19 protein-coding genes are annotated in these 17,266 nt (G+C 68.7%); 15 read left to right on the forward strand and 4 right to left on the reverse strand.

All coding sequences use genetic code 11. The features are described 5' to 3' along the window. Window positions 1-185: 185 nt before the first annotated feature. Window positions 186-1,388 (reverse strand): Xaa-Pro peptidase family protein, encoded by a 1,203-nt coding sequence (locus Q8Q88_RS07435; protein ID WP_305674563.1) that lies wholly within the window; start codon window positions 1,386-1,388, stop codon window positions 186-188. Between the two features lie 60 nt (window positions 1,389-1,448). On the opposite strand from Q8Q88_RS07435, the gene Q8Q88_RS07440 reads away from it, so the two are divergent. From Q8Q88_RS07440 to Q8Q88_RS07485, 10 genes are all read left to right on the forward strand, one after another. Next, entirely contained in the window at window positions 1,449-2,357 is a 909-nt protein-coding gene (locus Q8Q88_RS07440) for an aminotransferase class IV (protein ID WP_305674564.1), read from the forward strand. Between the two features lie 8 nt (window positions 2,358-2,365). Next, the gene (locus Q8Q88_RS07445; protein ID WP_305674565.1) at window positions 2,366-3,091 is read left to right on the forward strand and encodes a hypothetical protein; all 726 of its coding nucleotides are present in this window, start codon (window positions 2,366-2,368) and stop codon (window positions 3,089-3,091) included. 58 nt (window positions 3,092-3,149) lie between these two features. Then, entirely contained in the window at window positions 3,150-4,004 is an 855-nt protein-coding gene (locus Q8Q88_RS07450) for a response regulator (RefSeq protein ID WP_305674566.1), read from the forward strand. A gap of 22 nt (window positions 4,005-4,026) precedes the next feature. Beyond that, window positions 4,027-4,524 carry a GAF domain-containing protein gene (locus tag Q8Q88_RS07455; RefSeq protein ID WP_305674567.1) on the forward strand — a complete coding sequence of 166 codons (498 nt, stop codon included), beginning with the start codon at window positions 4,027-4,029 and terminating at the stop codon, window positions 4,522-4,524. 57 nt (window positions 4,525-4,581) lie between these two features. Then, window positions 4,582-5,724, forward strand: coding sequence for a GNAT family N-acetyltransferase (locus Q8Q88_RS07460; RefSeq protein ID WP_305674568.1), 1,143 nt, complete (start codon window positions 4,582-4,584; stop codon window positions 5,722-5,724). Between the two features lie 4 nt (window positions 5,725-5,728). After that, on the forward strand, window positions 5,729-6,661 hold the full coding sequence (locus Q8Q88_RS07465; RefSeq protein ID WP_305674569.1) for a glycosyltransferase family 2 protein: 933 nt from the start codon (window positions 5,729-5,731) through the stop codon (window positions 6,659-6,661). Further along, on the forward strand, window positions 6,658-7,572 hold the full coding sequence (locus Q8Q88_RS07470; RefSeq protein WP_305674570.1) for a hypothetical protein: 915 nt from the start codon (window positions 6,658-6,660) through the stop codon (window positions 7,570-7,572). The genes Q8Q88_RS07465 and Q8Q88_RS07470 overlap by 4 nt, the downstream gene beginning before the upstream one ends. Before the next feature lie 86 nt (window positions 7,573-7,658). Further along, window positions 7,659-8,831: an acetyl-CoA C-acetyltransferase gene (locus Q8Q88_RS07475; RefSeq protein ID WP_305674571.1), complete on the forward strand. Its 1,173-nt coding sequence runs from the start codon at window positions 7,659-7,661 to the stop codon at window positions 8,829-8,831. Window positions 8,832-8,843: 12 nt separating this feature from the next. Then, the gene (locus Q8Q88_RS07480; protein WP_305674572.1) at window positions 8,844-9,536 is read left to right on the forward strand and encodes an SDR family NAD(P)-dependent oxidoreductase; all 693 of its coding nucleotides are present in this window, start codon (window positions 8,844-8,846) and stop codon (window positions 9,534-9,536) included. A gap of 121 nt (window positions 9,537-9,657) precedes the next feature. Continuing rightward, window positions 9,658-11,682 (forward strand): TonB-dependent siderophore receptor, encoded by a 2,025-nt coding sequence (locus Q8Q88_RS07485; protein ID WP_305674573.1) that lies wholly within the window; start codon window positions 9,658-9,660, stop codon window positions 11,680-11,682. Here Q8Q88_RS07485 and Q8Q88_RS07490 read toward each other — a convergent pair. Beyond that, entirely contained in the window at window positions 11,679-12,986 is a 1,308-nt protein-coding gene (locus Q8Q88_RS07490) for a sorbosone dehydrogenase family protein (protein ID WP_305674574.1), read from the reverse strand. The two genes, Q8Q88_RS07485 and Q8Q88_RS07490, sit on opposite strands and share 4 nt — an antisense overlap. Before the next feature lie 254 nt (window positions 12,987-13,240). Between Q8Q88_RS07490 and Q8Q88_RS07495 the strand changes: the two genes are divergently transcribed. The 5 genes from Q8Q88_RS07495 (at window position 13,241) to Q8Q88_RS07510 (ending at window position 16,193) form a co-directional block, all read left to right on the forward strand. Further along, window positions 13,241-13,579 (forward strand): hypothetical protein, encoded by a 339-nt coding sequence (locus Q8Q88_RS07495; RefSeq protein ID WP_305674575.1) that lies wholly within the window; start codon window positions 13,241-13,243, stop codon window positions 13,577-13,579. After that, the gene (locus Q8Q88_RS07500; protein ID WP_305674576.1) at window positions 13,576-13,851 is read left to right on the forward strand and encodes a hypothetical protein; all 276 of its coding nucleotides are present in this window, start codon (window positions 13,576-13,578) and stop codon (window positions 13,849-13,851) included. The genes Q8Q88_RS07495 and Q8Q88_RS07500 overlap by 4 nt, the downstream gene beginning before the upstream one ends. Before the next feature lie 34 nt (window positions 13,852-13,885). Continuing rightward, the gene (locus tag Q8Q88_RS24730) at window positions 13,886-13,999 is read left to right on the forward strand and encodes a hypothetical protein (protein ID WP_371129828.1); all 114 of its coding nucleotides are present in this window, start codon (window positions 13,886-13,888) and stop codon (window positions 13,997-13,999) included. Window positions 14,000-14,010: 11 nt separating this feature from the next. Then, on the forward strand, window positions 14,011-14,259 hold the full coding sequence (locus tag Q8Q88_RS07505; protein ID WP_305674577.1) for a hypothetical protein: 249 nt from the start codon (window positions 14,011-14,013) through the stop codon (window positions 14,257-14,259). A 128-nt stretch (window positions 14,260-14,387) separates the two neighbouring features. Next, window positions 14,388-16,193, forward strand: coding sequence for a PAS domain S-box protein (locus Q8Q88_RS07510; protein ID WP_305674578.1), 1,806 nt, complete (start codon window positions 14,388-14,390; stop codon window positions 16,191-16,193). 25 nt (window positions 16,194-16,218) lie between these two features. Here Q8Q88_RS07510 and Q8Q88_RS07515 read toward each other — a convergent pair whose 3' ends face one another. Together Q8Q88_RS07515 and Q8Q88_RS07520 are read right to left on the reverse strand one after the other, a co-directional pair. Beyond that, window positions 16,219-16,791, reverse strand: coding sequence for an SCO family protein (locus Q8Q88_RS07515; protein ID WP_305674579.1), 573 nt, complete (start codon window positions 16,789-16,791; stop codon window positions 16,219-16,221). Beyond that, complete coding sequence (locus Q8Q88_RS07520) at window positions 16,791-17,252, reverse strand: copper chaperone PCu(A)C (protein ID WP_305674580.1); 462 nt, start codon at window positions 17,250-17,252, stop codon at window positions 16,791-16,793. The genes Q8Q88_RS07515 and Q8Q88_RS07520 overlap by 1 nt, the downstream gene beginning before the upstream one ends. Between the last annotated feature and the right edge of the window lie 14 nt (window positions 17,253-17,266).

A 17,266-nucleotide genomic window follows, 5' to 3' on the forward strand; every position in this document is an offset into this window, starting at 1 on the left:
GGCGAAGGCGGGTGTCACCTGAGCCGAACCCCAAGGGGGAAGGGCGCCGCGATTGCTGGGGGAGGAGGCTTCGCGGCTGGCTCAGGTGACGGGGCGACTAGGGGACATGATTTACTAGTTGCATAATAACTGTAGTTCGCGGTCGCGCGACGCGCAAGCTCGATTTTCGGATCCGCGAACGATGGTCAGCCGAACGGCTTTTCCAGGCTGGGTTGGGGCTGCGTGAACCACGCGGCCCCTTCCGTCGTGACGTGGAAATGGTCTTCCAGCCGCACGCCGAAGGCGTCGGGGATGACGATCATCGGCTCGTTGGAGAAACACATGCCGGGCTGGAGCGGGGTCTTGTCGCCACGCACCAGATAGGGCGCCTCGTGGATCGACAGGCCGATGCCGTGGCCGGTGCGATGGGGCAGGCCCGGCAGGTCGTAGTCGGGGCTGAAGCCGGCGGCGGCCAGCACCGAGCGAGCCACCGCATCGATCTCCTCGCAGGGGACTCCGGGTTTCACGGCGGCGAAGGCGGCGGCCTGGGCGCGTTTCTCCACCTCCCAGACGCGGCGGTGCTCGGGAGAGGGCTCGCCGAACGCGTAGGTGCGGGTGATGTCGGAGTTGTAGCCCTGCACACGGCAGCCGGTGTCGATCAGCACCAGGTCGCCGTCGGCCAGGGCCTGCTCACCGGGCAGGCCGTGGGGATAGGCGCTAGCCACCCCGAACTGCACCGCGCAGAAGGACGAGCCGTCATCGGCGCCCAGCGCCCGGTGCGCCTGGTCGATGAAGCGGCGCACCGCCGTGGTGGTGATCCCCGGCGCCAGGATGGCCGCGGCGCGGCGGTGGACCTCCAGGGTCATGGCCTTGGCCTGGGACATCAGGGCCAGTTCGGCGGGCGACTTGATCATCCGGCAGCCGTCGATGACCGGCGCCCCGTCCAGCAACTCGACGCCTGGCGCGGCCAGCCGCAGGCCGTTGAACACGAAGAAGGGTAGGGCGGGATCGATGGCCAGGCTCTTGGCGTCGAGCTCCCGCAGGGCGCTGGCGGTGAGCGCATAGGGGCTCTCATGCTCCTCCCAGAGCAGCATCTGCGCCTCGATCCCGAGCGAGGCTTCCAGCGAGCCCAGCTCGAAGCGGGGGCACACCATTCTCAGCGGGCCTGTCAGCGGCAGGATCATCGCCACCAGCCGCTCGGTGCCGTTCCAGCCCACACCGGCGAAGTAACGCAGTGAGGCGCCGGCCCCGACGATCAGGGCGTCGGCCCCGATCTCGACCATAAGCTCGCGGGCGCGGGCGATCCGCGCCATCCGCTCGTCGCGACCGATGGCCGGCGCGGGATGGTGCCAGGGGGCGAGCTGCGAGAGTTCGATCTCGGCAGTCGAGCCGCCAATGCCATGGGTCATGCTGAAACTCCGCTGCTGGGCGCTAGCCTGGCTTCCTAACCCCACCTACAACTTGCCGCCATGGCTGGAAGTCAGGATTTCGCCGCCGATCCGCGCAACGCGACGGCGCTCATCTATCTCAACGGCGATCTCGTGCCGCGCGAGGCGGCGAAGGTCTCGATCTTCGACGCGGGCTTCGTGCTGGGCGACGGGGTCTGGGAGGGCCTGCGCCTGCACAAGGGCGCCCTGCTGTTCCTCGACGCCCATATGGACCGGCTCTACGAAGGCGCGCGAACCATCGACCTGGACATCGGCCTGACGCGGGAGGCCCTGGTCGCCGAGATCCGCCGGCTGCTGGCCGCCAACGGCATGGAGGACGGCGCCCATCTGCGGCTGATGGTGACCCGGGGCGAGAAGGCCGCCGCCAACCAGGACCCGCGCAACTGGCTGGGCAGGCCGACCATCGTGGTCACCGCGGAATACAAGTCGCCCAGCCCGGAGATCGTTGCCCGCGGCCTGTCGCTGTTCACCTCGACCATCCGCTGCACGCCCGCCGACATGTTCGACATGCGGCTCAATTCCCATAGCCGGCTCAACCTCATCCAGGCCTTGCTGCAGGCGATCAAGGCCGGGGCCGACGAGGCGCTGATGCTGGACCCGCACGGCTTCGTGTCCAGCTGCAACGCCACCAACTTCTTCTTCGTTCGCGGAGGGCGGGTGATGACTTCCTCGGGCGCCTACTGCTTCAACGGCGTCACCCGGGCCAATGTGATCCGCCTCTGCCATGACCACGGCGTGCCGATCACCCTGGGCGATTTCAGCCTGGCCGAGGCCTATTCGGCCGACGAGGCCTTCGTCACCGGCACATTCGGCGGGCTCACCCCGGTGCGCTCGGTCGACGGCCGCGAACTGCCGGCCACGCGGCCGGGGCCGGTGACCCACAAGCTGCGCGCCGCCTATGAGGCGCTCAAGGACGCCCAGGCCCGCTGATGGAGCCGGTGCGGATCGCCATGTGGTCGGGGCCACGCAACATCTCCACGGCGATGATGCGGGCCTTCGAGAACCGGCCGGACACCGCGGTGGTCGATGAGCCGTTCTACGCGGCCTATCTGGCGCAGACGGGCCTGGACCACCCGATGCGCGAGGAGGTCCTGGCTTCGCAGCCGCTGGACTGGCGCGAGGTGGCGTCGGCCATGGCAGGGGACGCGCCCGGCGGGTGCGCGGTCTTCTACCAGAAGCACATGACCCACCACATGCTGCCGGGCTTCGGCCTGGACTGGACCCGGGCCTGCCGCAACGCCTTCCTGATCCGCGAGCCCGAGGCCGTGCTGGCCTCCTATGCCGTCAAGCGCGCCGAGGTGACCCTGGACGACATCGGGCTGGTGCGGCAGCACGAGCTGTTCACGCGCGAATGCGATCGCCTTGGCGCCGCCCCGCCGGTGGTGCTGGGGGCCGACGTCCTGGCCGATCCGCGCGGCATGCTCACCGCGCTCTGCGCGGCGCTCGCCATTCCGTTCCGCGAAGAGATGCTGAGCTGGCCCGCCAGGCGGCGCGACACCGACGGGGTCTGGGCGCCGGCGTGGTACGACGCGGTGGAGCGCTCAACGGGATTCGAGACCCCCACGCCACGCCCGCCGCCGTCGCTGTCCGACGAGCTACGGCGCATCGCCGACCAGGCGCGGCCGCACTATGAGGCGCTCGTGGCGCACAAGCTTCACCGGTAAACCCGATTTCAACGAACGTCGGCCAGGTTCAGGCTGTCATTCCTGGACGCGCGAACAGATGAGCGATCGCCGAAGACTGCCGAGTTCCAGCCTCACGCCCGGCGACCTTTCGGGCCTGAAGATTCTGGTCGTGGATGATCACTCCAATACGGTGCGCCTGATCGGCGACGTCCTGCGGGCGGCCGGGGTCGGCGAGGTGCACACGGCCTCCGACGGCCTAAAGGCCCGCGAAGTGCTCTATCACCGCCAGCCCGACCTGATCTTCACCGACGCCCGGATGCCGTTCATGGACGGCATGGAGCTGACCCGCTCGATCCGACGCGCCGCCGTCATCCCCGATCCGCGCGTGCCCAATCCCGAGGTGCCCATCGTCATGGTCACCAGCGAGCGCAGCGCGGGCCACGTGCACCGGGCGCGCCTGGCCGGGGTCAACGAGTTCGTCATCAAGCCGTTCACGCCGGCGGCCCTGCTGTCGCGGATCCAGCTCGTCCTGACCAAGCCCAGGCCGTTCATCGTCAGCGAAGTCTATGTCGGCCCCTGCCGCCGCCGGCGCCTGGAGCTCAACTATTCCGGACCGATGCGCCGCGGCGAGGACCCGGTCGAGGTCGCCGACTCCGGCGGCCGCGCCGAGGCGCGCGACACCATCCGGGTGGAGCTGGACGCCATGCGTCGGATGATTTCGGCGGTGGATCGGCCGACCCTGCAGATGATCCACCGGGTGATGCAGCACACGGTCTTCCGCGCCCGACAGGTACGCGACAAGGCCGTCGAGTGGGCGGCCGTGGCCCTGGTCGAATATGTGGACGCCGTGGGCCTGCCCGAGCTGTGCGACATCAAGATCATCGAGGGTCATTTCACGACCATCGCAAACCTGCTCGGAACCGAGGACCTGGACGCTCTGGCGGCCGCCTGAGGGCGTTCGTATATTGGCGGCCATGGCCGAAGCCTTCAACGACCTCATCCTGCCCGCCGACAAGGCTGCGCGCTATGGCGCGGTCGCCGAGGAGATCGCCGCCGTCCTCGATGGCGAACCGAACCTGACCGCCCGGATGGCCACGGTCGCCTCCATGCTGGCGGCGACCTTCGACAGCTATTTCTGGACCGGCTTCTACGTGGTCGATCCCGACAGGCCGCGCGAGCTGGTCGTCGGGCCCTATCAAGGTACGCTGGGTTGCCTACGCATCGCCTATGGGCGCGGGGTGTGCGGGGCTGCGGCGGAGAGCGGCCAGACCCAGGTTGTGGCCGACGTCCACGCCTTTCCCGGCCACATCGTCTGCGACAGCCGTTCGGCCAGCGAGATCGTGGTTCCGGTCTTCGGCAAGGCCGGCGAGCTGATCGCGGTGTTCGACGTGGACTCGGCGGAACCGGCCGCCTTCGACGAGACCGACGCGGCCTGGCTGCAAGCCATTCTCCGGGATACGTTTTCGGCCTGAGCCTTGCATCGGCCGGTCCACCTTTCCCTAACCGGGACAAGCTAGACTGGTGTTCTGATGCTGACCGCCGAAACCTTCCATCCGGTCTATCTGTCGGAGTCCGACATCGCCACCTGGCGCGGGCTCTGCGCTTCGCGGCCGGACTTCGCCAACCCTTTGCTGGGTCCGGACTTCGCGTTGGCGGTCGGCGAGGTGCGGGCCGACGCGCGGGTGACCGTGTGGCGCTGGCCGGAGCGGGTGGCGGGGTTTCTGGCCTATCATCGCCGGCCCGGCGGCTTCGCCCGTCCGATCGGCGCGCCTCTATCGGACTACCACGCCCTGGTGGCGGCGCCGGGCCTGGACGCCGAGCACGCCCTGACCGTCGCGGGCCTGGCCGCCTTCCGCTTCACCGGCCTGATCGATCCCAACCATGCCTTCGGCGCCGGGATCGCCGCCGAGCATGAGGCCTATCTGATCAACCTGCACGGTCCGGCCGAGGCCTATCTGGAAGCCCTGCGCGCCGAGAGCCCCAAGCGGTTCAAGAATTATCGCCGTCTCGACCACAAGCTGGACCGCGAGGTGGGCGAACTCACCATCCGCGCCCCGGATCGCGATCCAGAGGCCTTCGACAAGCTGATCGCCTGGAAGCGGGCCCAACTCGTCCGCACCGGCGCTCACGACTTCCTGCGCCCGAGCTGGACCCAGGCCCTGATGGCCTCGCTGTTCAACCGCGACCGCGGCGATTTCCAGGGCCTGATGATCAATCTCTATGCGGGCGAGCGCCTGGTGGCCGGCCACTTCGGCATTCGCGCCGGCGGCGTCTACCACCCCTGGATCGCCTCGACCGATCCGGACCTCGCCGCCTGGTCGCCCGGACAGGTCTTCCTGCAGCGGGCCATCGCCGCCATGCCCGAGCTCGGCCTGACCACCTACGATCTTGGACCCGGCCATGACCACTACAAGCGGCCCTACGCCCTGGCCACTCGCCTCATCGCCGAGGGCACGGCCACCAGCTCCGGATCGCGCGGCCTGATGGCCCAGGCCTCGGAACAGGCCTGGGCGCTGGCCGGGGCCAATCGCGCGGGTCTGGTCGGCAGCTTCCGCCGCCGACTGGACGTGATTTCCGCGGCCGAACTCTCGCTCGCCGACCGCGCCGCAGGCCTGGCCGACGCCTTGGCCGCCAAGGCGCGCGGGGGATCCAGCGTGGCGGAGGCCGCCTGATCCCATGAGCTCCCCGCTGGTCAGCCTGATCATCCCGACCCAGCGCCGCCGGGATGGCCTGATCTCGGCCGCGCTCTCGACCTTTCGCCAGGCCGGCGTCGATCTGAACGCGCTCGAGCTGATCATTGTCGACAACGACCAGGTTGATTCCGCACGCGCCACGGTGCGCGCGCTCGCCGATGAGGCGCCGTTCCCGGTGACCTATGTCCACGAGCCCGAGCCCGGCGTCGCCAATGCGCGCAACGCCGCCATGGCGTGGGCCAAGGGCGACCTGATCGCCTTCCTGGACGACGACGAGGAGGCGCCGGAGGGCTGGCTGGCCGCCCTGCTGGCCGCCATGGCGCGGCACCAGGCCGACGTGGTTTTCGGGCCGGTGCGGGGCCGGGCGCCGGAAACCGTCGTCGCCCACCGAGACTATCTGGAGAGGTTCTTCTCCCGCGAGGGGCCGGCCGAGGCGGGCCTGCTCGACCATTATTACGGTTGCGGCTGTTCGCTGCTGCGCCGCGCCGCCCTGCCGGACCCCAAGGCGCCGTTCTCCGCCATCCGCAACCACATCGGCGGCGAGGACGACCTGCTGTTCGGCCAGATGAAGCGCGACGGCGCGAAGTTCGCCTGGGAGCCGGCGGCCTGGGTCTGGGAAGACCCCGTGGCCGCCCGCCTGACCCTGGGCTACACGATCCCCCGCGCCTTCGCCTACGGCCAGGGACCGGCCTCGGCCTGCGCGGCCGCCAGCCCGCCCGATCGGCTCGGCGTCGCCCGGTGGATGGCCCAGGGATTGCTCCAGGCCGCGGTTTTCGGAACGTTGGCGGGGTTCAAGTGGCTGATCCGCGCCCCCGATTTCGCCCCCACCCTGGACCGCGCCGCGCGTGGCCTGGGCAAGACCCTGTGGTGGGGCCCGTTCAAGATCCACTTCTATGGCCTGAGGGCTGGCGCATGAGCCTGATCACCGACTGGACGCCGCAGAAGGGCGCGGCCTTCGGCAAGGCCAACCTGGCCTTCAAGCATGGGCTGCACGAGCGTCCGATGTTTTCCGACGCGGGGCTTGAGGAACTGCTGGACCGCTATCCACGTGAGAAGCTCGGCGTCTTCACCATGGGCGAGGACCCCGTGGCCTGGACCACCTGGCGCAAAGGTGCGGCGAACGGGTTGTCAGGCTCCAAGCTGCTGGAGGCCGCCCAGGCCGGCCGCATCTGGCTGAACCTGCGCCAGACCAACGACCACCTTCCGGAATACGCCCGGCTGGGCGACGAGATCTTCTCCGAGAAGGAGGCGATGAGTCCAGGCCTGAAGACCTTCAAGCGCGACCTGGGCATGCTGATCTCCTCGGCCAACGCCCAGGTGTTCTACCATCTGGATGTGCCGCTGGTGTCGCTGTGGCAGCTCCGCGGCCAGAAGCGGGTCTGGGTCTATCCGGTCGCCGATCCCTATGTGGGGGAGGAGACCCTGGAGCGGATCGTGCTCAAGGAAACCGCCGAGCAGTTCACCTTCGATCCCGCCTGGGACGCCGGCGCCGAGGTCCATGACCTGACGCCAGGCAAGATGGTCACCTGGGAACAGAACGCCCCGCACCGGATCGAGAACGGCCCGATGCTCAATGTCTCGCTCTCCATCGAGTTCATGACGCCGCAGGCCCTGATGCGGGCCAATGTGATCTACGCCAACGGCGTCCTGCGGCGGCGGCTGGGTGCGCGGCCGACCATCCAGGATGGTTTCACGCCCGGCGCGCTGGGCAAGCTGGCCATCGCCCGCGCGGCCAAGGCGCTCAAGCTCCAGACCCCCCAGGAACGGGTGCTGCCGACCAGCTTCCGGCTGGACGTCAAGCGGCCCGGAATGCTGCTTCCGGTCTAGTTGCCGCGCGATGTTGGCTTACGCCGCGTCGACCCCCTAAATAGCCTCCGACGCGCGAACGACGCGCAAATCTCGGGAGCGGAATCATGGGCGAAGCCTATATCGTTGCAGCCACCCGCACGGCCGGCGGCCGCAAAGGCGGCAAGCTGAAGGACTGGCACCCGGTCGATCTGGGCGCGGTCGTGCTCAACGACCTCATGGACCGCACGGGCGCCGATCCGGCCCTGGTCGAGGACGTGGTCATGGGCTGCGTCGGCCAGGTGGGCGAACAGGCGATCAATGTTGCGCGCAACGCCGTGCTGGCTTCGCGCCTGCCCGAGAGCGTCCCGGGCACCAGCGTCGACCGCCAGTGCGGCTCCTCGCAGCAGGCCCTGCATTTCGCGGCCCAGGCGGTGATGAGCGGCACGATGGACGTGGTGATCGCCGCCGGCGTCGAGAGCATGACCCGTGTGCCCATGGGCCTCTCGGCGGCCCTGCCGGCCCAGAACGGCTTCGGCAACTATATGAGCCCGCGGATGCAGGCGCAGTATCCCAACATCCAGTTCAGCCAGTTCATGGGCGCCGAGATGGTGGCCGAGAAGTACGGCCTGACCAAGGACGAGATCGACGAGTTCAGCTACCAGTCCCACCAGCGCGCCATCGCCGCGACCCAGGCCGGGGCCTTCAAGAACGAGATCGTCGGCCTCGAGATCACCGACGCCGATGGCAACGTCACCGTCCACAATATCGACGAAGGCATCCGCTTCGACGCCAGCCTGGACGGCATCAAGGGCGTGAAGCTGCTGCGCGAGGGCGGCCGCTTGACCGCGGCCTCGTCCAGCCAGATCTGCGACGGCGCCTCGGGCGTGATGGTGGTCTCTGAAAAGGGCCTGAAGGAGCTGGGCGTCAAGCCGCTGGCCCGCATCCACCACCTGTCCCTGCTGGGCCACGACCCGGTGATCATGCTGGAGGCCCCGATCCCGGCCACCGAGCGCGCCCTGAAGAAGGCCGGCATGAAGGTCGACGACATCGACCTGTTCGAGGTCAATGAGGCCTTCGGTTCCGTGCCCGTCGCCTTCATCAAGACCCTGGGCGTCGACCGCGAAAAGGTGAACGCCAATGGCGGCGCCATCGCGCTGGGCCACCCGCTGGGCGCCTCGGGCACGAAGCTGATGGCCACCCTGCTGAACGGGCTGGAGCAGCGCGGCGGCAAGTACGGCCTGCAGACCATGTGCGAAGGCGGCGGCATGGCCAACGTCACCATCGTCGAGCGACTCTAGGAAGAAACGCCCATGACCGGACGCGTCTTTGCAGTCACGGGCGCGTCCGGCGTCCTGGGCTCGGCGGTGGCCAAGGCCGCCGCCGCGCAAGGGGCCCGCGTGGCCCTGATCGACTACGCCGCGCATTCCGACGCCCTGGCGGCCTGCGGGCCCGAGGCGATCATGCTGGGCGGGGTGGACCTCACCGACGCCGTGGCCGCCGGCGCCGCGATCGACGCCGTGGCCGATCGGTTCGGCGGGCTGGACGCGGTGATCAACGTGGCCGGAGGCTTCAAGTGGGTGACGCTTGAGGACAGCCAGATGGAAAGCTGGCACCGGCTGTTCCTGATGAACCTCCAGACCGCCGCCAACACCAGCCGCGCCGCCATCCCGCACCTCAAGCGCAGCCTGGCCGGGCGGATCGTCAATATCGGCGCGAACGGCGCGCTCAAGGCTTCGCTAGGGATGGGCCCCTACGCCGCCTCCAAGGCCGGGGTCCACGCGCTCACCGAGAGCCTGGCCGAGGAGCTGAAGGCCGACGGCGTCACCGTCAACGCCGTCTTGCCTTCGATCATCGACACCCCGACCAACCGGGCCGACATGCCGAAGGCCGATTTCGCCGCCTGGGTCTCGCCCGAGGATTTGGCGGCCGTGATCCTGTTCCTGGCCTCGCCCGACGCCTGCGCCGTGACCGGCGCCCTGATCCCGGTGACCGGCAGGACCTGACCTTCGCTGTAGCGCCAGCGCCGCAGGGCAGGGCAAAAGCTCACGCCTCAGGCAGAGTTTTCTGGCGTTCGGTATGAGACGCCGCCTAACCTGGGAGGCGGGGAAGGGGAGCCCCGGTTCCATGAATCTTGCCGGCGTCATCGCCGTCGCGGCGCTTGCGGCGACCCTCTGTTCGACGCCGGCCGCCGCCCAGGAGCCGCCGGGCGGCGTGATCGCCTATCCGCCGGCCTTCTTCGCGGAGATGGGGACTTCCACCGCGCTCGACATGGTCCAGCGGCTGCCGGGCTTCAACTTCGACAAGGGCGCGGCGGTGCGGGGCCTGGCCGGGGCCGGCGGCAATGTGCTGATCGACGGCGAGCCGCCGGTCTCCAAGAACGACACCCTGGAGGAGGTGCTCAAGCGCATCCCCATCGGCTCCATCGTCCGCATCGAGGTGATCCGCGGCGGGGCGCCAGGCATCGACATGCAAGGCCGGACCGTGATGGCCAATGTGGTGCGCAAGCAGGTCTCCGGCACGCGCGGCGCGGTCAGCGTCTCCGTCCATCCCTTGGCCGACGGCCGGGTCCTGAACGCCCTGCGCGCCGAGGGCCAGTGGCGGTGGGACGGCAAGCTCGCCGAGCTCTCCATGGTCCATGGCAAGGGCCCCGACGACAGCTATGGCGACGGGCCCCGGGCCCGCTACGGCCCGGCGGGCCAGGTGCTGATCCGCTCGCGAGTGGACGCCGACGCCCAGGGCGAGCGGCGATGGCTGATCGGAGCCTTCGAGAGCCCCTTCGCCAAGGGACGCCTGCGGGTGAACGGCGCCTATCTCGACAACATCTCTGATATCGAACTCTACGATCATCTGAGCGTGCCGTCGGCGACCCGAGAGGACGAGCGGATCAGCGTCGACCGCCTGCAGGCCGAATTGGGCGGGCGCTATACCCGGCGGTTCGGCGCGACCTCGCTGGAAGTGGTCGCCTTCCAGCAGTGGAACAACAACGACACCCAGGCCCGCTTCACCAGCGCCGCGGTCAACCGGCTGTTCGCCAGCGACAAGAAGGTCACCGAGAGCGTGGGCCGGCTGAACCTGCGCCGGCGCCAGACCGACAAGCTGTCGCTGGAGGTCGGGATCGAGGGGGCGTTCAACGGCCTGGACTCCGAAACCAGCCTCAGCGTCAACGGCGCTCGCATCGCGGTGCCCGCCGCCAATGTCCGGGTCGAGGAGGCGCGCGGCGAGGTGTTCGGAGTCGCCACCTGGCGGCCGACGGCGGAGCTGACGGTGGAGGGCGGCCTGCGCCAGGAGGCCTCGAAGATCACCTCGACCGGCGACGTGCGGCTGGAGAAGTCGCTGTCCTTCCTCAAGCCCCGGCTGGCGGTGACCTGGGCGCCGAACGCCGCCGATCAGTTGCGCCTGCGCCTCGAGCGTGAGGTGAGCCAGCTCAATTTCGACGACTTCGTCGCCTCGTCCTCGGTGGCCAGCACCGGCGTGGTCCTGGCCGGCAATCCCGACCTCTCGCCGCAGCAGGCCTGGGTGGCCGAGGCGGCCTTCGAACGGCGGTTCTGGGGGAGCGGGGCGGCGGTGCTGACCCTGCGCCACTTCGAGCTTACCGACGTGATCGACCGCGCGCCGATCGGCTCGGGCGTCGTGGTCGCCGACGGACCGGCCAATATCGGCGAGGGGACCAAGGACGAGGTCGCGGCGAGCCTGACCGTACCCCTGGCGCGGCTCGGGGTGAAGAACGCCACGCTCCGCGGCCAGGCGACCTGGCGGGAGTCGGCGGTGACCGATCCCGCGACCGGACAAGAGCGCGAGATTTCTGGTTTGAATCCCGTCAGTTGGGACGCTCATTTCACCCACGATCTGCCGCGGTGGAAGGCGATCTGGGGCGTCGACGTCTTCGGCGGGTTCCGCGAGACCTACTACCGGCTGACCGAGATCGAGACCCGCAAGTTCGAGACCTTCGTCACCGTCTTCGCCGAGCTGAAGCCGCGGCCCGACCTGATCCTGCGCATCGAGGCGCAGAACATCGGCGAGCGCGATGTCCAGCGCATCCGCGAGGTCTATGCCGGCTCACGCAGCACGGCGGCTATCGCCTATACCGACGTGCGCGACCTGGAGTGGGGCAGGGCGCTGTTCCTGCGCCTGCGCAAGATCATCGGTTAGGGTTTGGCGGGCGCGACGCGCCAGACGATATCGCCCACGTCATCGGCGACCAAGAGAGCTCCGGTCCTGTCGACAGCCACGCCGACGGGACGACCCAGCGCCTGGTCCTTGGCGTCGAGGAAGCCGGTCAGGAAGGCTTGAGGCGGACCGGTCGGCTTGCCATTGGCGAAGGGCACGAAGACCACGCGATAGCCGTTGGGCGGGTTGCGGTTCCAGGAGCCGTGCTGGCCGATGAACACGCCGCCCCTATAGGCTGCCGGAAAGGCGTCGGCCTTGTAGAAGGCCAGGCCCAGCGAGGCGGTGTGCGGGCCCAACGCATAGTCGGGGGCGATGGCCTTGGCGACCAGGTCCGGGCGCGGGGGCTTCACTCGCGCATCGACGTTCTGGCCGAAATAGCTGTAGGGCCAGCCGTAGAAGCCACCGTCCTTGAGGCTGGTCATGTAGTCGGGGACCAGGTCGTCGCCGATCATGTCGCGCTCGTTGACCGCCGTCCAAAGGGCGCCGGTGACCGGCTCCCAGTCCAGGCCATTGGGATTGCGCAGGCCCGAGGCGTAGATGCGGACTGGGCCGGCGGGCAGGGTGTATTCCAGCACCGCGGCGCGGCTGGTCTCGTTCTCCATGCCGTTCTCGCCGATGTTCGAGTTCGAGCCCACCGTGGCGTAGAGCTTGCCCCCGTCCGGGCTGGCGATGACGTTCTTGGTCCAGTGGTGGTTGATCGGTCCGCCGGGCAGGTCGAACACCTTCTCGCCGGGGCCCGTCACCGAGATCTGCCCGTGGGCGTAGGGGAACTTCACCACCGCGTCGTCATTGGCCACATAGAGAGTGTCGCCGACCAGGGTCATGCCGAACGGGCGCTTCAGGCCCGTGGCGAAGTCGGTTTTCATCTCCGCCACGCCGTCGCCGTCGGCGTCGCGCAGCAGAACGATCTTGTTCGGGCTGGGCCCCGCGGCGCCGGCCTTCCGCTGCAGCGCGTTTGCGATCCAGCCCTCGATGCTCTTGGCGGGCTTGGTCTCGGTGGTCGCCTCCGAGACCAGGACGTCACCGTTGGGCAGGACCAGCAGCCAGCGCGGATGGTCGAGCTCCGATCCGAACCGCGTCACCGTGAAGCCGGCGGGCGCCGTGGGCTGGCCCCCCGCCGGCCAACCCACGGCCTTGCGGGCGTTGAGCGTCGGCAGGCCGCCGGTCTTGGGCTCCGGCAAGGCGGGCCTGGCGCCGAACCCCACGAAGGGGTCGGAGGAACCCTGCGAGCAGGCGCCCAGGGCGAGGGCGGCCAGGCCGGCGGCGGCGGCGAGCATGAGGCGCATGGCGTTCTCCCGAAACTGTTCGACGGAGCTTGGGCTCAACCGATCTTCGGCGACACCATAGCCGAACAGCGAGGCGCCTCGCGCGGTTGCGTCGAGGTGAGCGGGTGGGCGCCATGGCGGCGCTCTCGCCCGATTGATGCCCGGTTGCTCGCTGGGCGTGCTACTGTGGCGGAAAGGAAACCGGCCGTTCGGCCGGGAAGGGTGCAAACCGCCGCGCGTCGCGCGTCTTGGCGCCCGCTCCTGAAAGCCGCCGCATGCCCCTCAAAAAACAACGCGCCCTTCGGATGCAGAGCGAAGGCTATTGGGCCGTGGAAATCCGGCTGGCCGAGAGCAACGCCGTCCGTCCCCGCTACATCTGCCACGCCAGCAACGACAAGCACGCCCAGAACATCGCTGGCGACCTGATGGGGCCGACCAGCGGCTCGCACGGCTTCAACTACTACCGCCTGCAATTGCCGATCACCGACCGCGCCACGGCCAGCCTGCCTAGCCTCGGCGGTTGGGAGAGGGTGGGCTCCGAGACCTGGCCCAACCTGATGGCCTCGCACGCCGCTTCCGAGGCGGCCTTCGAGACCAGCGCGACGCGCTCATGACCCCGTCCGCTCCAGATCTAGGCGGCCAGATCCAGGCGCTGGAGACGCGCCTGCTCGAATGCGCCACCAGCCTGACCGGGGACACCGCCCAGGCCCAGGCCCTGGTCCGCGAGACCCTGACCATCGCCCGCGATCCGGCCTATGGCGCCGGTGAGGTGGTCGATCCCCAGGTCTGGATTTTCCGCCTGCTGCGCCAGCGCTTCCACGTGTTGGGCCGCGACCAGGAGCGCCGGCGTTCGCGCACGGGCGCCACGGCGGTCGCCGCCGTCTAGACGTTCTATCCCCCAACTCGCAGAGGAGATCCGCATGGCTAAGGGTCAGAAGAAGAGCAACAAGGAAACCCGAAAACCCAAGACCGCCAAGGCGAAGCCGACGGATGCGCCGAAGTCGTTCCTGACACCGCCGTCGACGAAGAAATAGCGGCCCCCGCCATGGCGCGAGAAACCGTGCACCTCGTCCAGGCCTATACGGCCGGACGAGGCCAGGCGCTCAAGTCCGAGCCGGCGGTGGCCTGCGCCACGGCCGAGGACGCACGCCGCAAGGCCGAGCGCCTCTCGACCCTGCGGCTGGGCGTCGTGGCCTATTCCGCCTCGGCCGACACCGAGATGGGCGACTATGACGAGAGCCCGGTGATCCTGTTCCGGTCCGGCCGCCTGCCGCCGCCCTTCGACGAGCTCTAGCTTGGCCACGGCCCTGGGAGCGGATCGTCAAACCGTGGAGCTGTGGTTCATCCCAAGAATCAATGATAAGTAGCGATAGATCATGAACTTCCTATAGGTTGACTTCGCGCCTCCACCGGAAACGCCACATGTTTGGCCGCCCCCGCAAGACCGGCGTCTCGACCGACGCCCTCGACACCAAGCGCCGCCTCGAGGGAATCGTCGCCTCGGCGATGGACGGCATCATCACCGTCAACGACCTGCAGATTGTAATCCTGTTCAACCCGGCCGCTGAGCGCATGTTCGGCCTCTCGGCCGAAGAGGCTGTTGGCCAGCACATCTCCAGGTTCATCCCGGAGCGATTTCGTGCGGCGCACGCGGAACATATCCACCTGTTCGCCAAGACCGGCGTGACCAATCGGCAGATGGGATCGCTCGGCGCGATCAGCGGCATGCGTTCCGACGGCACGGAGTTTCCCATCGAGGCGTCGATTTCGCAGGTCGAGGTCGGCGGCGAGCGCCTGGCGACCGTCATTCTGCGCGACATCACAGAACGCAGGGCCGCCGAGGACGCCCTGGTGGAGAGCCGCCGTCGAATGGAAGGCATCGTCGAGTCGGCCATGGACGCGCTGATCACCGTGGATGAGCAGCAACGGGTCATGCTGTTCAACCCCGCGGCAGAGCTCATGTTCGGCGTCAAGGCGTCCGAGGCGATCGGGTCGCCGATCGAGACCTTCATTCCCATGCGGTTTCGTGCCGGTCATGGCGAACACATTCGTCGTTTCCACGACGCGGGAATGACCAACCGCAGGATGGGCGCGCTGGGCGCCATCAGCGGAGTGCGGGCCAATGGCGAGGAATTCCCGATCGAGGCGTCGATCTCGCAGCTCGATATCGGCGGGGCGAAGATCGCAACCGTGATCCTGCGAGACATCACGGAACGCAAGGCCAATGAGGAGGCGCGCCAACTGCTCGCCAGGGAGGTCGACCACAGGGCCAAGAACGCGCTGGCCGTCGTGCAGGCCCTGGTCAACCTGACCAAGGCGCCGACCAAGGAGGCCTTTATCGCCGCCGTCTGTGGGCGGGTGGCCGCTCTGGGGCGCGCCCATTCGCTCCTGGCGCAAAACCGCTGGGCAGGCGCCAGCCTCGCCCAGGTCGTGGCCGACGAAACGTCGCCCTACCACAGACCGGGCCAACTGCGGGCGCAAGGCCCGAACATCGTCCTCGGCCCGCATGCCGTCCAGCCTGTCGGTCTTCTACTGCATGAACTCGCGACGAACGCGGTCAAGTACGGCGCGCTGTCGGTCGAAGGGGGCCACGTGGAGATCAGCTGGAGGGTCCTTTCGACCGGCGACCTGGAACTGAGCTGGATCGAGGCCGGCGGACCAGAGATCAGCGCGCCCGCGTCGCGGGGGTTCGGGTCGACCCTGGTGGCCGAGGTCTCAAGACGCCAGCTAGGTGGGGTTCTCGACATTCGCTGGCCGAAGGAGGGTTTGCAGCTGTCGGTGACGCTTCCGCCGACGGTCTATCGCCGTGGCGCAGGCCAGGATCCACCGGTCACGGATCAGGCGAAAGCGCCACTGCCCATGGGCGCGGCACGCGGCTGCATTCTCGTCGTCGAAGACGAAACGCTCATTGGGATGGAACTTTGCAACAGCCTGATGTCGATGGGCTGGCGGGTGGTCGGCCCCGCGGCGACAATTGACGAGGCCATGCGGCTCGTCGCCGAGACGCCGCACCTGCACGCAGCCATCCTGGACGTCAACCTCGGCGGCACGCCGGTTTATCCGGTGGCAGAGTTGCTGCAGGCCCAGCGCGTGCCGGTCGTCTTCTGTACGGGCTACGAGGAGCTTGATCATCAGGATCGCTTCCGAAGTTGCCCCATCATTCGAAAACCCATCGACGTGGGATTGCTGGATATCGAACTTCGCCGAGCTCCGGCAGTGGCGGCCTAGTCGCTGCGTCCAGCGCTCGCCGGCTCTAACGAACGAGCTTGCGGAGCTGGCCGATGGCGCGCTCCGCCGGCGTCCCGTAACCGATCGGTTCGACAAAGCCGCCGTCCTTGTCGAACAGATAGATCGCCGAGGAATGGTCGATGGTGTAGCCGCCGTCGTCCGTCGGGACCTTGGCGTAATAGACCCGGTAGGCCTTGGCCGCCGCCGCGACGCTCTCAGGTGTGCCGGTGAAGCCCTGGATGCGCGGGTCGAAGTTGGCGAGGTAGGTCTTGAGTTGGGCCGGGGTGTCGCGCTCGGGGTCCACCGAAACGAAGACCACGTTCAGCCGGTCAGCGTCGGGGCCGAGCGCCGTCAGCCAGTTGGTCAGCTCCGCCATAGTGGTCGGGCAGACCTCCGGGCAATAGGTGAAGCCAAAGAAGACTGCCGTGGGCTTGCCCAGCAACGCCTTCTCGGTCACCGGCCGGCCGGCGGTGTCGACGAGTTGGAACGGTCCGCCGATCCTGACGCTCGGCTGAGTGGTCTGCGCCTTCTGCGGCGATGGTCCGCAGGCGCTCAGGGTCAGGGTGGCCGCCGCGACGGCCCAGGCCAGGGCGCGCATCAGTGACCCTCGTGATGGTGCGTCGCCGGGGTGGCGGCGTCGCGGATCGGCGCGCTGATCTTCTTCGGCGGCGCGGTCTTGAAGGTCAGGGTCAGCGGCACGGTCCCGCCGGCGGCCAGGGTCTTCTTAGGGGCGATGATCATCACGTGCTCGGCCCCCGGCTTCAGGGTGACCGCCTTGCCGGCCGGCAGGGCCAGGCCGTCCTTGAGCTGGCGCATGCGCATGACACCGCCGGTCATGTCCATGCTGTGGATCTCCGTGCGCTTGGCGGCGGGCGTGGCCACCGAGATCAGGCGGTCGTCGGCGTCGGCGGTCAGGGTGAGGTAGCAGCCGCCGGTCAGGGCCCCGACCGGGGCGGCGCGGCACCAGGCGCCGGTGACGGCCACCGCGGCGGACGCCTGGACGGCAGGCGCGCAGCCGGCGGCGAGGGTCAGGGCGAAAACGGCGAAGAGGGGCTTCATGGTCAGGCTCCTGC

Origin of the sequence: Phenylobacterium sp. (assembly GCF_030697925.1) — a bacterium.
In the GTDB taxonomy this organism is placed as follows: Bacteria; Pseudomonadota; Alphaproteobacteria; order Caulobacterales; family Caulobacteraceae; genus Phenylobacterium.

What these genes read in the sequence shown, in the direction of transcription:
- Q8Q88_RS07435 (WP_305674563.1), bottom strand. Translation starts at nt 1,388, where the DNA reads ATGACCCATGGCATTGGCGGCTCGACTGCCGAGATCGAACTCTCGCAG.
- Q8Q88_RS07440 (WP_305674564.1), top strand. Translation starts at nt 1,449, where the DNA reads ATGGCTGGAAGTCAGGATTTCGCCGCCGATCCGCGCAACGCGACGGCG.
- Q8Q88_RS07450 (WP_305674566.1), top strand. Translation starts at nt 3,150, where the DNA reads ATGAGCGATCGCCGAAGACTGCCGAGTTCCAGCCTCACGCCCGGCGAC.
- Q8Q88_RS07455 (WP_305674567.1), top strand. Translation starts at nt 4,027, where the DNA reads ATGGCCGAAGCCTTCAACGACCTCATCCTGCCCGCCGACAAGGCTGCG.
- Q8Q88_RS07460 (WP_305674568.1), top strand. Translation starts at nt 4,582, where the DNA reads ATGCTGACCGCCGAAACCTTCCATCCGGTCTATCTGTCGGAGTCCGAC.
- Q8Q88_RS07465 (WP_305674569.1), top strand. Translation starts at nt 5,729, where the DNA reads ATGAGCTCCCCGCTGGTCAGCCTGATCATCCCGACCCAGCGCCGCCGG.
- Q8Q88_RS07470 (WP_305674570.1), top strand. Translation starts at nt 6,658, where the DNA reads ATGAGCCTGATCACCGACTGGACGCCGCAGAAGGGCGCGGCCTTCGGC.
- Q8Q88_RS07475 (WP_305674571.1), top strand. Translation starts at nt 7,659, where the DNA reads ATGGGCGAAGCCTATATCGTTGCAGCCACCCGCACGGCCGGCGGCCGC.
- Q8Q88_RS07480 (WP_305674572.1), top strand. Translation starts at nt 8,844, where the DNA reads ATGACCGGACGCGTCTTTGCAGTCACGGGCGCGTCCGGCGTCCTGGGC.
- Q8Q88_RS07485 (WP_305674573.1), top strand. Translation starts at nt 9,658, where the DNA reads ATGAATCTTGCCGGCGTCATCGCCGTCGCGGCGCTTGCGGCGACCCTC.
- Q8Q88_RS07490 (WP_305674574.1), bottom strand. Translation starts at nt 12,986, where the DNA reads ATGCGCCTCATGCTCGCCGCCGCCGCCGGCCTGGCCGCCCTCGCCCTG.
- Q8Q88_RS07495 (WP_305674575.1), top strand. Translation starts at nt 13,241, where the DNA reads ATGCCCCTCAAAAAACAACGCGCCCTTCGGATGCAGAGCGAAGGCTAT.
- Q8Q88_RS07500 (WP_305674576.1), top strand. Translation starts at nt 13,576, where the DNA reads ATGACCCCGTCCGCTCCAGATCTAGGCGGCCAGATCCAGGCGCTGGAG.
- Q8Q88_RS24730 (WP_371129828.1), top strand. Translation starts at nt 13,886, where the DNA reads ATGGCTAAGGGTCAGAAGAAGAGCAACAAGGAAACCCGAAAACCCAAG.
- Q8Q88_RS07505 (WP_305674577.1), top strand. Translation starts at nt 14,011, where the DNA reads ATGGCGCGAGAAACCGTGCACCTCGTCCAGGCCTATACGGCCGGACGA.
- Q8Q88_RS07510 (WP_305674578.1), top strand. Translation starts at nt 14,388, where the DNA reads ATGTTTGGCCGCCCCCGCAAGACCGGCGTCTCGACCGACGCCCTCGAC.
- Q8Q88_RS07515 (WP_305674579.1), bottom strand. Translation starts at nt 16,791, where the DNA reads ATGCGCGCCCTGGCCTGGGCCGTCGCGGCGGCCACCCTGACCCTGAGC.
- Q8Q88_RS07520 (WP_305674580.1), bottom strand. Translation starts at nt 17,252, where the DNA reads ATGAAGCCCCTCTTCGCCGTTTTCGCCCTGACCCTCGCCGCCGGCTGC.